Annotated in this window: 16 protein-coding genes; 9 read left to right on the top strand and 7 right to left on the bottom strand. The window is 36.8% G+C overall.

Annotated elements, in window-relative coordinates; genetic code table 11:
• The first annotated feature begins 112 nt into the window (after positions 1-112).
• Positions 113-553 (top strand): hypothetical protein, encoded by a 441-nt coding sequence (locus QDN89_RS11800; protein WP_280770340.1) that lies wholly within the window; start codon positions 113-115, stop codon positions 551-553.
• A gap of 35 nt (positions 554-588) precedes the next feature.
• Here QDN89_RS11800 and QDN89_RS11795 read toward each other — a convergent pair whose 3' ends face one another.
• The 3 genes from QDN89_RS11795 to QDN89_RS11785 form a co-directional block, all read right to left on the bottom strand.
• Positions 589-852, bottom strand: a complete 264-nt coding sequence (locus tag QDN89_RS11795; protein ID WP_280770339.1) for a hypothetical protein — start codon at positions 850-852, stop codon at positions 589-591.
• A gap of 98 nt (positions 853-950) precedes the next feature.
• Complete coding sequence (locus QDN89_RS11790; RefSeq protein ID WP_280770338.1) at positions 951-1,466, bottom strand: GNAT family N-acetyltransferase; 516 nt, start codon at positions 1,464-1,466, stop codon at positions 951-953.
• Positions 1,463-1,663 (bottom strand): hypothetical protein, encoded by a 201-nt coding sequence (locus tag QDN89_RS11785; RefSeq protein ID WP_280770337.1) that lies wholly within the window; start codon positions 1,661-1,663, stop codon positions 1,463-1,465. The genes QDN89_RS11790 and QDN89_RS11785 overlap by 4 nt, the downstream gene beginning before the upstream one ends.
• 799 nt (positions 1,664-2,462) lie before the next feature.
• Here QDN89_RS11785 and QDN89_RS11780 point away from each other — a divergent pair.
• Complete coding sequence (locus QDN89_RS11780; RefSeq protein WP_280770336.1) at positions 2,463-3,377, top strand: diacylglycerol kinase; 915 nt, start codon at positions 2,463-2,465, stop codon at positions 3,375-3,377.
• A 56-nt stretch (positions 3,378-3,433) separates the two neighbouring features.
• Here QDN89_RS11780 and QDN89_RS11775 read toward each other — a convergent pair whose 3' ends face one another.
• A complete protein-coding gene (locus tag QDN89_RS11775) occupies positions 3,434-4,369 on the bottom strand; it encodes a hypothetical protein (protein WP_280770335.1) in 936 nt (311 codons plus the stop codon).
• A 214-nt stretch (positions 4,370-4,583) separates the two neighbouring features.
• Between QDN89_RS11775 and QDN89_RS11770 the strand changes: the two genes are divergently transcribed.
• Entirely contained in the window at positions 4,584-5,540 is a 957-nt protein-coding gene (locus QDN89_RS11770; RefSeq protein ID WP_280770334.1) for an ABC transporter ATP-binding protein, read from the top strand.
• A gap of 3 nt (positions 5,541-5,543) precedes the next feature.
• Positions 5,544-6,503 (top strand): ABC transporter permease, encoded by a 960-nt coding sequence (locus QDN89_RS11765; protein ID WP_280770333.1) that lies wholly within the window; start codon positions 5,544-5,546, stop codon positions 6,501-6,503.
• Positions 6,504-6,577: 74 nt separating this feature from the next.
• On the opposite strand, the gene QDN89_RS11760 is transcribed toward QDN89_RS11765, so the two are convergent.
• Both QDN89_RS11760 and QDN89_RS11755 read right to left on the bottom strand, forming a co-directional pair.
• Positions 6,578-7,009, bottom strand: coding sequence for a DUF948 domain-containing protein (locus tag QDN89_RS11760; protein ID WP_280770332.1), 432 nt, complete (start codon positions 7,007-7,009; stop codon positions 6,578-6,580).
• 87 nt (positions 7,010-7,096) lie between these two features.
• Positions 7,097-7,438, bottom strand: a complete 342-nt coding sequence (locus QDN89_RS11755) for a DUF5665 domain-containing protein (RefSeq protein ID WP_280770331.1) — start codon at positions 7,436-7,438, stop codon at positions 7,097-7,099.
• 272 nt (positions 7,439-7,710) lie between these two features.
• On the opposite strand from QDN89_RS11755, the gene QDN89_RS11750 reads away from it, so the two are divergent.
• From QDN89_RS11750 to deoC, 3 genes are all read left to right on the top strand, one after another.
• A complete protein-coding gene (locus QDN89_RS11750; protein WP_280770465.1) occupies positions 7,711-8,667 on the top strand; it encodes a DNA-binding transcriptional repressor DeoR in 957 nt (318 codons plus the stop codon).
• 162 nt (positions 8,668-8,829) lie between these two features.
• On the top strand, positions 8,830-10,101 hold the full coding sequence (locus QDN89_RS11745) for a NupC/NupG family nucleoside CNT transporter (protein ID WP_280770330.1): 1,272 nt from the start codon (positions 8,830-8,832) through the stop codon (positions 10,099-10,101).
• Positions 10,102-10,303: 202 nt separating this feature from the next.
• Positions 10,304-10,975 carry a deoxyribose-phosphate aldolase gene (deoC, locus tag QDN89_RS11740; RefSeq protein WP_280770329.1) on the top strand — a complete coding sequence of 224 codons (672 nt, stop codon included), beginning with the start codon at positions 10,304-10,306 and terminating at the stop codon, positions 10,973-10,975.
• A gap of 112 nt (positions 10,976-11,087) precedes the next feature.
• Here deoC and QDN89_RS11735 read toward each other — a convergent pair whose 3' ends face one another.
• Entirely contained in the window at positions 11,088-12,116 is a 1,029-nt protein-coding gene (locus QDN89_RS11735; protein ID WP_280770328.1) for an SEC-C metal-binding domain-containing protein, read from the bottom strand.
• 167 nt (positions 12,117-12,283) lie between these two features.
• Between QDN89_RS11735 and rlmD the strand changes: the two genes are divergently transcribed.
• Positions 12,284-13,657 carry a 23S rRNA (uracil(1939)-C(5))-methyltransferase RlmD gene (rlmD, locus tag QDN89_RS11730; RefSeq protein WP_280770327.1) on the top strand — a complete coding sequence of 458 codons (1,374 nt, stop codon included), beginning with the start codon at positions 12,284-12,286 and terminating at the stop codon, positions 13,655-13,657.
• Between the two features lie 350 nt (positions 13,658-14,007).
• Entirely contained in the window at positions 14,008-14,808 is an 801-nt protein-coding gene (locus QDN89_RS11725; protein WP_280770326.1) for a 2-oxo acid dehydrogenase subunit E2, read from the top strand.
• Positions 14,809-14,963: the final 155 nt, after the last annotated feature.

The following is a 14,963-nucleotide window of genomic DNA, read 5'->3' as shown; positions in this document are numbered from 1 at the left end:
CCGTATGTTATAATCACAAACATGTGTAATGAAGCTATGATGTATAGACATGTAAAAGAAGCAATAGTATCAAAAACAACTAGTAGATATAGAAAGGTTTGAATTAAAGCGAATGAAAGATTTTCTGAAGTTTATTGTAAGTATCGTTAGTATCGTTGGTTTCTTTATTGTCGCAATAGCTGGGACAGTATTAATCACTTCGGCATTTTTAGGAGCAGAGATCATTGTAGAGTCATGGACAGCTCTTTTTGTGTTCGCATTTGGTACATTTTTATGGATTGTCCCTTTGCAAGTGATTGATTGGATGAAACTCATCCCTGTTCAAAGAAGAATGAGGAGAATTCTTTATCCATATTTTGTTACGTTTATTCAAGTAGTATTTTTCGCAGCTTATATGATTGGTCTTAATGTAACAGTTAGCAACATCATTTTTACAAACATAGGGCTTATTACATTTATTTCTGTGATCGTTCTCGTTGCGAAAGTGATCTACACACAATTTGTTCTCTACCTTCGTAAATATAAACAAAATCGTCTGAAAGTATCTGCATAAAAAGGTGTGCCAAAATGGTGCGGCACACCTTTTGTTCATATTAAAAGATGAAAAGAGTCCAGAATATAAATAATGATCGAACTGGCGCTCAAAATACCAGTTGTTGTAGCCATATTCACATGCTTTTTTGAGTAAAGAGAACCTTTGTTCATCCATACGATAACAGAGAGTAAGACACCGATAAAAGATACCCCTAGCGAGATCATTTGATTGGAGGCAGGTGTAAATAACATAAAAGTGAGAAAGTAAACTTGATATCCGATAAGAAAAATAAAAATGTAATCAATGGATCTTCTCACTGTAGTTCATTCTCCTTTCACGGTTATCGAGGATAGTCCTTGCAATGTTAATCATCTCAAATGAACATGATTTGCTCAATAACCATTGTGTCTTTTTGTTACGATTTAGTCACAGATTTTCTCATAACGATGAAAGGCATGTCCCAATTCCCAACTTGCGTAAAAAAAATTTCTCCAGAAATAAACCCTGCTCTTTGATAGGTGCGAATGGCCCGGTCATTAACTGTGGCCACCACTAATCTTACTTCGTTAACGGTTAGGTTCTTTTCTATCCATTGAAGAATAGATGATACGAAAGAAATTCCTAATCCTTTACCAGTAAAATTAGGGTGAATGCCTAACCCCAAGTCAATCACATTCTCCATGTCATCATAGATTTTCGCTTGATACCCGCCTGGCACTCTTGCTTCATTACCGATACAAAAATATCCAAACAAAGGTTCTTCGGCTGTTGATACAAGGTAATAGTCTTTAGACAGGAGGGCGGAGATCGTTTCCTGTGATCCATCCATGCTATAAAGTTCATAAGGAGATGGATATTCCCAAAATGAGATGTTCGTAGCTGCATCTTTCGTCATTTTCTTTATTTGATAGGTTTCATTATCATGGGTCATTGATTAATACCGTCATCAATACCATCGCAACTAACGCTCCAACTACCTGAAAAGAAGTTTTTATCCACGTATGCAGTGCCACCTACTTCTTCGCACAACTCAGTCACTTGGTGCATGCTATATTCGTTCATGACAACTAGTACAATCATTAAAATAGATAAACTAGTTGAAATAATTAAAAACGCTTTTTTTGTCATGGGAACGTTCACCTCCGATAACTTGATTTTACAGGAATAGGTAAGAGATGTCATTGACCGAATAAATAAAAAAATGAAATCGTTAGATAATTAGAGTAAATAAGCGGAAGAGATAGGCAAATAGAAGGTAAACAGTTGTAACTAAATATTCTGAATGTTTACAATAGATAATTAATTGTATAGTATACGTAGTAAGCAATAACAATTGCTAATTCGAAACGAAAGGAGAACGGCTTTCGAGTAGCGAATAATAATCTAAACAGGTTTTCTGAGTGAGTACTTACAAAAGGATGTGAATCCAATGACGTAGGTGAGCGAAATGTACCAAAACCGCAACACCGGTACATGGGTGACTCAAATTGAAACATCTGCTAGATAAAAAGGAAGAAGGTTTTGAATTACATGATTGAAGAAAGTTTAATGTGAGTGACCCTTTGAATCCATACAAGGATGAGGGTCACTTTTATTGTGCAATTTAAAATTGAATCCAGAGTTCTAACTAGGGATCAGTTATTTTCAATGGAAGAAAATAGCTTATTCGTTCTTTTTTTCTGTGTGAAGTGGTATACTGACTGTCATAAGAATAGTTAGAATGCTATGTACAAAAAATAAATGAATGTTTAAACGTATTCGCTTCTATAAAGGCCATGTTATCGTAGTATGTTGATTTAGAATATAGCCGTTCCACAACTAGCAGCAGAGCCGTGAACTTCCTAAGGAAAGTCTTGCGGATTTTTAACATCAAACAGAGACATTAAACAGAGCCGTAAACATAAGTGAATCTGATGGAGGAAATTCGATGAAACGTGCAAGGTTAATATATAACCCTTCTTCTGGAAGGGAACATGTGAAAAAACATCTCCCATACATTTTGGAAAAACTTGAGACATCTGGGTATGAAGCATCAGCGCATGCGACAACAGGGAAAGATTCTGCGAAACACGCTGCATCCTTGGCTTGTGATCGCAATTATGATCTTATTATTGCAGCTGGTGGTGATGGAACCATCCATGAAGTCATTAACGGTATGGCAGAAAAAGATAATCGACCTACGCTCGGTATTTTACCTGGTGGAACTACGAATGATTTTGTACGCGCCCTACATATACCGAAAAACATTGAGGAAGCTTGTGATGTTTTAATAGATGGTCGTCAACAGTTAATTGATATTGGAAAAGTTGGTGCCAAATATTTTATGAACATAGCCGGAGGAGGTACGCTAACGGAGTTGACATATGAGGTGCCAAGTCGTCTTAAAACAATGATGGGCCAAGTTGCTTATTATGTTAAAGGATTTGAGAAGTTACCAAGAATCAAACCGAATCGGGTGACGATCGAATATGATGGAAAGTGGTTTGAAGGGGAGATAATGCTATTTCTCGTTTCTAACACTAATTCAGTCGGTGGTTTTGAGAAACTTGCACCAAATGCATACTTAAATGATGGACTGTTTGATTTAATTATCTTGAAAAAGACGAATTTAGCTGATGTAGTGAGGTTAACAGGTGCAGCTATGCGTGGTGAGCACATTCATGATGAAAGAATCATATATGTTCAAGCAAGCAGAATTAAAATCCATGCAGAAAACGAAGTTCAATTAAACTTAGATGGAGAATATGGTGGAAACCTCCCAGGTGAATTTATCAATTTACACAATCATATTGAGCTTATCGTACCAGATAAACAGTTAAGTTGTTTTCAAGGTTTATATTAACGATTTAAAGGTTGGTGAGCGTTGTTAATTGATTGAAATAAAAAGGCAGAGGGTTGTTATCCTCTGCTTTTTTGATAAGGGTGTGAATCTATTCGATCAAATTGTTGAAGCATTCGAAGTGTTTGAACAGTGAGGAAACCTTTCCATTCAGGCTTTGCATCCTGCTCCCAAACATCAATATATTGTCCCCATTGCCAAAAAGGAAGCCATGAGCCATCTTCATGTTGCTGCTCAATTTCGTAGTCTAGATTTAGTTGAACGTACTTTTCCAATTTAGGGTACAGAGAAGCATCAGGACTAGAGGCAAGCCATAATGGTTTAGCACAATAACCACCCCAATCTTGTGGGTCTTTGGTGACGACTTTTACAGCAACATCTAATATATGTTCCATACACTTCTTTTTAATAGAGTGGTCTGATAATTCTTCGATTAACCTTAAGTAGCAAAGAACTTCATGGAATTCAATGTTTCCTCGTCGTCCTTCTAAATCTTGCATCACCAAATCATCTAATTCCGGTAAAGATAAATGATGATCCACCTTTGAGTAAGCATGGAAATAACCGATTATTTCAGCACCTGGATTTGCTTGAAAGGATGTTTGTTGATCGCTTCGTGATCCCCACCATTCCGCGTGAGGGTAGGTTTTCATTTCTGGAAGAATTAATGGCCAGTGACCGAATCGATCATATGTATCTTCTAAATATTTCATTGTTGATTTAATAAATGGATGACGCCAAGGGGTATTTACATTTCTGGTATATTGCAATGCTACAGAGGTAGCTATAGGACTTGATTGCGGCATTCGAATATCAGGTTCTATTCCATGACCTATACCACCATCTTCATTTTGGAAATGAGCTAATTCATTAAGGACTGCAATATTTGAGGCATTATTAAAGTAGTAGTCAAATAGTTTTCTATCAAGTGGACGAGCATGGGTCATAATAAAATCAACAGCTTTCAAAAACTGATCTGAAGAAAGTTTTTTCATTAATAGCACTCCTTTTAATCAAAAATGAACGTTTCGGTACAGTTCAACATGTGATAATCTAGCGAGACTATGAAAAAATTGTAAAAATGAAACATTTTACCAACTTCCCCGTATAGTAAAATATGCTCTTTTCTATATACTACCATATTTCGAAAAAATATCATGTGTGAAAAGTGATGGTTTCAAAGATTAAATGTTCTAAAGGAGTGAGTGTATGAGTGATACAGTGATGGAAGTAAAAGGGCTTACGAAACAAGTAAGTGGAAAGAAACGAATTGTCCACGATGCTTCATTTGTTATGAATAAAGGTGAAATTCTCGGTTTATTAGGGCCTAATGGTGCAGGGAAAACGACAACGATTCGAATGATCGTTGGACTGATTAATAAAACGGAAGGGAAAGTATTTATTAATGGTGCTGACTTAGACAAAGAAGGACTTGCTTGTAAATCTGATATTGGAGCAATTGTTGAAAATCCATCTTTTTATGACTATATGAGTGGATACAAAAATTTGCAACTTTATGCTCGAATGTCCAAAAATCCAATTACAAAAGAACGTATGGATGAGGTTGTAGAATTAGTGAAATTAAGTCACGCCATCCAAGATAAAGTGAAAAAATATAGTTTAGGGATGAAACAGAGATTAGGTGTGGCTCAAGCAATTTTACATAAACCGGCTTTATTAATTCTTGATGAACCGACAAATGGTCTTGATCCAAAGGGGATTCGTGAGCTTCGGGATTACTTACGACAGCTTGCAAATCAAGGTATTTCAACGCTTGTATCTTCTCACTTGCTTTCAGAAATGCAACTAATGTGTGATCGGGTCGTCATTATGGAGAAAGGGAAAATCATTGATGTTTCCAATATTTCCTCATTAAGCGAAAATGGTAATTCTGATAAATTAATCGTTTCCATTGAAGTGAAAAAAGAGCATCTACAACAAACAGAACAAGTAATTAAAATGGTGGATGGTGTAAGTATCGTTAAACAAGAAAATGATCATATGTTTATTCTAGAAATGAACCAAAATCTTGTCCCTACGTTAAATCGTAAGTTAGTAGAAGCAGAAGTTGATGTTTATGGAATTGAATCAAAGAAAACGTCCCTTGAAGATAAATTCCTTGCCTTAACATCAGAAGATAACGTTCAGATGAAGGAGGGGCAATAACCAATGGGTGCATTACTAAAAAATGAGTGGATCAAACTGTGGAATAAAAAACAGACGTGGTTTTTCCTAGGAGCAATTGTTATTATTATGATCGGTTTAACGTTTATCTATCAATCCTTTATTGCTGATTCAACGAACCAAGGTGAGGGAGAATGGACAATTGAGTTAGAGACAGAGATTTCTGAGCAAGAAGAGATATTAGAATCAGGTACGGATGAAGAGTGGATGGAAGCTCAGGCAGAACAGACGATTCAAGAAAATGAAGAACTACTTGAAGCAGGGATCAATCCTAATGAAATGAATAATATGATATTTATGAACGAAACAGTCCTCAGTGTCGCATCATTTATTACGCTTTTCACTGTTATCGTTGCAAGTTCGATTGTTTCTTCTGAAATAGATAACGGAACGATGAAACATTTACTCATTCGTCCGTATGAAAGATGGCAAGTGCTACTTTCAAAGTTTATAACAGTAGTAGCTTTCTCTATAGTTATGATGGTTACGCTAATATTAACAAATATTCTTATGGGGACAATCTTTTTTGGAACAGGGAGTTATTCATCGCAAGTCATGGAAATGAGTTTTCATGGCGGACCACTTTATACAACAGTTGCTAATATTTTTCCTGCAAAAATCGGATTGTACTTTTTGAACATGCTTATGTTTGTGATCATTTCATTTTCTCTTTCTATTTTGTTTAAGAGTCAAACATTGGCAGTAGGTATTTCTATATTTATTTTGTTCTCTACTTCTGTATTGCAAGGATTCTCTTTGTTACTAGCAGATACTGCATGGTATAAGTTTATCTTTTTACCGCACTTGGATCTACCTGCATATGCCGTAGTAGATGAAATCATGCCAGGTGTAGGAATTGGGTTTTCATTAACAATATTAGCTATATATGCGATCGCATTTATAGGGGCAAGTGGTATCTACTTTCAAAAGAAAGATCTCATGTAAACTAACGGATACTATTTGATCTTAATGAGCTTAATAACAAAACAAAAACCCCTGAATTTTCAGGGGTTTTAAACTTAGTTGTTTGCGTCGTATTCTTTTTTTGCCTGTCTTAAATAATAAATAAATGCTGCGCCACGAAGGAGACCTTCGAGGTTAGTTCGATCAACAGCGTCTACTCCAGATTTTGCTCTGTCCGTTTTACCAGACGTATACTTAACCAAAGTAGAAGTTAAATGCTGCGCAGATGTCCCTGTGTCATGAATAATATCAAATAGTGGGTTGAGTTTTGAAATTTTTTCATTTACATCAACTAGCGTTTCATTAGCATTAAACAGAATGACCGTTGCTTCTCCTGTGACTTCCCCGATACTTTTGTTAACCGTTGCCACAGTGTCAGCTGTATTTCCTAATGTGGCCGATAGCTTTTTCATAACAGGAATAAGAATGAATACGAGTCCTGCAAAGCCAAGCGATAAAATAAATACACCTATACCTAACCAATCCATATGTATCACCTCGTTTAAAATTTACTTCCTTATGCTGTGGATCCTTGATGTAAAATAAGTTGATCATTTTTGTTCAAATGCGATAAGTTAATTTCGCTGAGTCTCTATAGCTTCTAATAGCTGGGCGATGTATTCCCCAACTAAAGGTAAGGAGACCGTCTGAGTTAAAATAAAAAAGAAGAGTCCTAGGAAAATTGCTGTTCCTAATGTAAGTCCAACACCACGGGCAACTCCTGCTAGCAGATTGACTTTAATCACTTCTTTTTTATTTGTAAAGTGATAAGCCATGTCCTTTAATCTGCCGTTCGTTGTCATGTCTTCTAAATTATCAAGAAGTTTTTCAAACCTCTCGTTTTCATCATGACGCTTTTCATCTCCACGATTTTTCGAGGGGATTTTCCGTTTTTCTTGTTCTTTTGATAAAGCCAATACAAGCACCCCTTCATAAAAATAAAATATAGACAGGTGCTTAAGGTTTACCCCTTACTATATTATTGTAAACCAATTACAGCATTGGTACTAGTCTAAAACAGCGGATATATGAAAAGATTTCACAATTTTATTATATAAAAAAGAGATTGAATTGCTTTCGATAGTACGATTGTTTTATAATTACTGTGAAATAAATTTCGATTATAAATGAATAAAATTTCATTATTTTGAAAGCGTTTAACTATTTATTTGGAAGAAGGTGATGGATGGTGGATCAAGAAAAACGTAACAAAGTTATTGAGGCTGCTCGTATGTATTATGTATATGACTACAATCAAAGTGTCATTGCAGAAAAGTTAGGTGTGTCACGTCCCACTGTGTCGAGATTACTTGATTTAGCTAAGCAAGAAGGAATTGTTGAGATCAACGTTGTTGATCCTGAAGAAGATACGGTACATATGACAAAGAAACTAGAAAATAAATACGGACTGAAGAAAGTTTTTATTGCCCACACGCCTGATGATGAAGAGCAAACGAAGTACTATTTAGGAAGAATGGCGGCACAATATTTGAATGAAATAGTTAAAGATGACGATATTATCGGATTAACGTGGGGAACAACGCTACATAAAGTTGCCAAAGAATTAACTCCAAAAGAAGTATCAAATGTAAAAGTCGTCCAATTAAAAGGTGGTGTCAGTCATTCAGAAACAAACACATACGCAGGGGAGATTTTACATTTGTTCGGTCAAGCTTACGATACCATTCCCCATCATCTTCCGCTTCCAGCAATTGTTGACCACGTCGTTGTAAAACAAGCAATGGAAGCAGATCGTTATATTAAAAATATCCTCGATCTAGGCAGACGTGCGAATATTGCTATGTATACGATTGGACCGATTAAAACGGAATCGATTTTGTTTCAGCTTGGTTATTTTTCCGATAACGATTTAAAGGTGATATATTCTAAAGCCGTTGGGGACATAAGTTCGCGATTTTTTGATGAAAAAGGGGATATATGTCACTCAGAACTGAATGCAAGAACGCTAGGCCTCGATTTAGAAGAACTGCGCTCGAAAGAGTATTCCATACTAGTTGCTGGAGGCGAAAATAAATTACAAGGTATACGTGGTGCTTTAGTAGGAGGATATGCTAATGTACTCATCACGGACATCCATTCTGCTAAACAATTAATGGAAGAGGAGTCATTATCGGGATTGGTCTGAAATCGCAAAATAAGCTATAAGTAGAGAGTAATAGAATAAATGAAAAAAAGTTCATGAAAAGGTTTACAAATATTCACGTCATCTGCTATAGTCATACTTGTTAACAAGTTGTTAGACGTCTGAACAATATAAACATACATCTTATGACGAGAGGTGACTAACATGAATATTTTATGGGGATTTTTGGGTGTTTTTGTTGTACTATCTATCGCATTTCTTTTATCTAGTAATCGAAAAGCGATCAAACCGAGAACAATTATCGGTGGATTGGCAATACAATTTATCTTTGCTTTTACTGTCTTTCAGTGGGAATTTGGAAGAGATCAGCTACAAAACTTAACTGGACTTGTAAATAACGTCGTTGGGTATACAGATGAAGGAATTAATTTCCTTTTCGGAGGATTATTTGAAGCGGAAGGTGTTGGCATGATTTTTGCCTTTCAAGTACTAACCGTTGTCATTTTCTTTTCTTCCCTCATCTCTGTGTTATATTATTTAGGAATTATGCAAAAAATTATCAAAGTGATTGGTGGAGGATTGGCAAAATTACTTGGTACTAGTAAGCCTGAATCATTATCGGCAGCAGCGAATATCTTCGTAGGACAAACAGAAGCGCCGCTTGTTGTACGACCATTTCTCGATAAAATGACTCGATCAGAATTATTTGCTGTCATGACTGGGGGACTCGCCTCTGTTGCAGGTTCGGTGTTGATTGGGTATTCCTTATTAGGGGTTCCACTTGAATATTTACTTGCGGCAAGTTTTATGGCTGCTCCATCCGGGTTGATCATGGCAAAAATCATGTTACCTGAAACAGACCCTGAGGCAACTTCTGATGAAAGAGAAGTTGAAATGGATGATGATAAAGAGTCCTATAACGTCATCGATGCAGCGGCACGAGGAGCAAGCACTGGGCTTCAGCTAGCTTTGAATATCGGTGCCATGCTATTAGCATTTATTGCATTAATCGCATTAATCAATGGACTTCTTGGTGGTGCAGAAACAATTACGAATAATACCGTTAACTTCTTTTTAAGTTTATTTGGTTCCGATGCTACCATTAACTTACAAGGAATTACTTTAGAGAACATTTTCGGTATTCTTTTTGCCCCGTTAGCATTTGCCATAGGAGTACCTTGGGCTGAAGCGTTTCAAGCAGGATCTTTTATTGGACAAAAACTTGTTTTAAATGAATTCGTAGCTTATGTAGCATTTACAGATGTTATGGAAACATTATCTCCAAAAACCATTTTAGTTGTTAGTTTTGCTCTTTGTGGTTTCGCGAACGTATCCTCTTTAGGGATTTTACTAGGTGGTCTTGGTCGACTAGCTCCTAGCCGTCGAGGAGATATTGCAAAATTAGGAGTTAAAGCAGTTGCAGCAGGTATGCTGGCGTCACTTCTTAATGCGTCTATTGCTGGAATGTTCTTTTAAGAGGGATTTTAAGTTAGTTATGGGAATACGTATCTGGAAAATCAGGATTTATGTTGGACAAAGTCAGATTGTGCGTGAATATAGGAGATTTGTCCGTGAAAGATCAAGTTTATGCGTAAAAGTTTGATTTTACCCATAAATAGTATAATTTTCTTTTGGAAATGAGTTAAAATAAACTTAGGTATATGAAAGGATGAGTGACATGAGTAAATCTATCGGAGCTATTATTGATCACACACAATTAAAACCAGAAACAAAACAAGAGCAGATCGTTAAACTTTGTGAAGAAGCAAGAGAGTACAAATTTGCATCTGTCTGTGTCAATCCAACATGGGTAAAGAAATCTGCAGAATTATTATCAGGAAGCGGCGTCGATGTTTGTACTGTCGTTGGGTTCCCTTTAGGAGCGACAACTCCTGAAACAAAAGCATTTGAAACAAAAAATGCCATTGAAAATGGTGCAACAGAAATCGATATGGTTTTAAACATTGGTGCACTAAAGGATGGAAACAATGACCTTGTGGAAGCTGACATGCGAGCAGTTGTGGAAGCAGCTAAAGGAAAAGCATTAACAAAAGTGATCCTTGAAACTTGTTTATTAACGGATGAAGAGAAAACTCGAGCATGTGAAATTGCTTTGAAAGCTGGTCTTGATTTTGTGAAGACATCTACTGGTTTCTCAACTGGTAATGCGACAATAGAAGACGTAAAGCTTATGAGAAGTGTCGTTGGTGATAAAGCTGGTGTCAAAGCATCAGGAGGCGTTCGTAGCCTTGAAGATGCACAAGCGATGGTGGAAGCAGGAGCGACGAGAATTGGAGCAAGTGCTGGCGTCTCTATCGTTAAAGGCGAAACTGCAAAAAGTGATTACTAATTTATAAAGGAAATAAAAGAGCAGCGAATGCAAATATTCGCTGCCCTTTTTTTGTTTTAAAAAAGGTGCTGTCCCCTCCCATTTTACTAAAAGAAGACTGCACCTTTTTAAATTAGTTTTCGTTAATCGCTTTGTATTTATTAGAAATGGTCCCGGCTGAAACCGTATATTTTTCAGCAAGTTTCTTTTGAGAAACGTGAGTGGAATCATGTAACTTGCTTATCCAATATTCCATTGCGGCCGCAAACGTTTCAGGTTTCTGAATTCTTGGAGATTGCTCTGTTGCATAGGAAATCCACGTGACTTTCGCTTGTAAATAGTGAGCGAAAGAGATCGAAGACCAATCTAATTTATCCATTAATAGAGTTAAGACTTGTTTGCTTTTGTTTTCTAGACTCTCTTCGGCTTGGAGTGTTTTTCCTGAAACGGCAATCAAACTGAGAACTTCAAGCACATCATGAAAATGTCGCGTAAACATTGATTGCTCTGTCTCATTGCTTTTATGCTTAGATAATTGGCTAACTTGATTCATACTTTCCCATTGCACCAAAAATGCTTCTTCTAGTTTTTTAGGGATCGCAATAGCGTCATTTCCAAGAGTGTATCCTTTTGGAGTTGGATATAAGAACCCGATTAGCCTATCGCCTTCGTTTAAATTCGCAGATGCTGGTGTTTTTTCCAATGTCATAGAATGATCTTGAAAGACGTCATAAACAACCATGTTTTTTGCGTCAGAATTTGTGATGCGAAATAACTTTGGCTCTAGAGCCTTCCAGTCTTGTAAAAATTGTTGGAAATGATCGGAATACGTTGATGAATGAGTAGAAATATAATCATCAAGTATCGTTTTATTGTTTTCTAACGGATAATTAAAAAGCATCCAATGAAACAAAAGTTGAGAAAAGGCTTGTGCATCAGCTTTTGGTAGACGCTCAAATGAATGAACGTATTGTTCGTAAACGGGTTGAATCTCCTCATCAAAGGTTTTGCTATAATCAAAAATTTTCGGTAATAGTTCGTTAAACGCCCGCTGATCGGCTTGGTCAAACGTTGGTTTATCCTGTAATTTTATTAAACAGCATTTTTTGTATTTTTTCCCACTCCCGCAAAGACACGGGTCATTTCTTTTCAGTGTTGCCATTCTTTTATTCACCTCATTGATTTAAATCGCCTTTGCTCTATCCGTGAGCAATCTCACAGTAAAGTAAGCCTTCTATATCATATCAGCCATGCTAATTTTTTCAAGAGTTCAGTTGTGGTACAATCAATGGCAGACGATTATTGGAGAGCGGAAAGGATCGAGATAAGATGAGTAAGCAACAACCCCCTGTAGAAAAAAACGAAACGGTAGATGTGACGTTTGAGGATATAACACACGATGGCGCTGGTGTAGCAAAGTTGGGCGGGTATCCATTGTTCGTAAAAGGTGGATTACCTGGAGAAAAAGCGGAAGTTAAGGTTGTGCAAGTGAAGAAGAATTATGGCTTTGGTCGACTGATGAACGTAATGAAAGAGAGTAACCAACGAGTAGACGCTCCTTGCCCTGTTTTTAATCGGTGCGGTGGCTGTCAGTTGCAGCATTTAAGTTATGAAGGGCAGCTAGAGTACAAACAAAAACAAGTCAAAGAGACGTTAGCTAGGATTGGTGGGTTAAATGATGTTGCCGTTCATCCTACTTTAGGAATGGATGATCCTTGGCGTTATCGTAACAAATCACAAGTTCCAGTTGGGGAACAAGGTGGAAATATCGTCACTGGATTTTATGCAGAAAGAAGTCATCAAATCGTTGATATAAATAGCTGTATCATCCAACACGAACACAATGATAAAGTCGTTCAGCTCGTAAAAAAATTAGCGAAGGATTATGGTATACGTGGTTACGATGACCGTATTCATAAAGGAACGCTTCGGCATGTTGTTGTTCGTCACGCAAAACATACAGATGAATTGATGGTTGTTCTTGTTACAAAAGGGAAAGAACTCCCGAACAAGAAAAACCTCGTTCATGCAATGAAAGAAGAACTTCCTAACGTGAAGTCGATTATTCAAAACATTAATCCGAAACGGACAAATGTCATTTTTGGAGAACGGTCGGAAGTGCTTTGGGGTGAGGAAGTTATTCATGATTATATTGGTGATATTAAATTTGCAATCTCCGCCCGATCATTTTATCAAGTCAATCCAGTGCAAACAAAAGTGTTGTACGAAAAAGCGCTTGAATATGCTCAGTTAACAGGCAAAGAAACGGTTATAGATGCTTACTGTGGGATCGGGACGATTAGTTTATTTTTGGCCGAAAAAGCGAAACACGTATATGGTGTGGAAATTGTTCCAGAAGCTGTGTCGGATGCGAAACGAAATGCAAAATTAAATCACGTGACAAACGCAGACTTTGTTGTAGGCGAAGCGGAAAACGTCATGCCATGGTGGCAAGCGCAAGGCATTGAAGCGGACGTGATTGTTGTTGATCCGCCTCGAAAAGGATGCGATGAAAAACTATTGGAAACGATGGCTACGATGAAACCGGATCGGATCGTCTACGTTTCGTGTAACCCTGCTACTTTAGCTCGAGATCTGAAATATTTAGAGGAACATGGGTATGAAACGAAAGAAGTTCAGCCAGTGGACATGTTTCCACAGACGACACATGTGGAGTGTTGTGTGTTGCTCGAAAAAAAATAAAATTGGTGTAAGAGGGATCAGAGAAATCTGGTCTTTTTTATTTGTGTCCGAATTTAATGTAGCAATTTTGTAGTAAAAAATAGGAATAGAAGTTTTTTCAATAGAACATCTACATAAAAGAATTTGGTATTTGTGTGAAGGTGTTAGTGAATACGTCCCTACCTTGAAAAAAGTGTGCTATATTTTATTTGAGATGAAGTGGAATTGGTACGATAGCCTTAATAGAAAACATCGATTAATTACGTGTCATTAACCCCTGTCGTAATCAAATTCTCTCTTCCAAGGCTTGTATAAGTGAGTATACCTATACTTTATTTTTTCGATAATAATAGTGAATAGGGGGAGTGTGTATGAAACAGCTAGGAGAATACCGCATCGATTCTTTTCCGTCGAGTAGAATAGCGACAATTGACATTGGCGCTGCTAGTAAAATGAAACACCATATAAGGGCATTAATAGAACTGGATGTTACGGATGCACGTCAAATGCTTCTAGAAAAAAAGAAGCAAAAGCAGAATGTTTCTTTCAATGCATGGTTAATAAAATGTATTAGTAAAGCAGTGGAAGATTGTAAAGATCTTCATGGAGTTCGAAAAGGAAAAAAGAAAATTGTTATCTTCGAGGATGTTGATATTTCGATCATGATTGAAAGAGAGATCGAAGGAGAAAAAGTTCCATTACCTTATGTGATTCGAAAGACTAATGAAAAAGGAATGGAAGAGATTCACGATGAAATAAAAGGAGCACAAACACAGTCTATCGATGATGAAGGTGATTTTGTTCTAGGAGAGAGGAAAAATGAATTTTTAATGAAAGCATATTATTCCATGCCTGGATTTATTAGAGGAATAGTATGGAAAAAAATAATTGGAAGTCCTTTTCTAACAAAACAAAATATGGGGACAGTTATGATAACTTCTGTTGGAATGATGGGGAAAATTAATGGTTGGGTCATGCCAGTAAGTATTCATCCACTTTCTTTTGCAGTTGGTTCCATTATTAAAAAACCTGGAGTGAAAGATGGAAGAATCGAAATAAGGGAGTATCTTTTTGTGACAGTTTCCGTTGATCATAATGTTATTGATGGTGCCCCTGCAGTTAGGGCTTTATCGAAACTTACAAAACTAGTGGAAAAGGGATTTGGTTTATAAAAAAATGAAAACTAGGTGATATACACTCGTCAGGTTTCTAAGAAAAAAGTGCTTTGCAAAGACTAAAATGAAAATGACGAAAAGGTGTAACAGAATTCTATTGCGCAGAGTCATTTCATCCTATATTCTGAAGGTAGGAGATATTTTTCTCGTTA

This window comes from Salipaludibacillus daqingensis, assembly GCF_029891575.1.
GTDB classification, from domain to species: domain Bacteria; phylum Bacillota; class Bacilli; order Bacillales; family Salisediminibacteriaceae; genus Salipaludibacillus; species Salipaludibacillus daqingensis.
The sequence above is the reverse complement of the archived record's forward strand: the minus strand, read 5'-3'. Positions and strand labels throughout refer to the sequence as shown.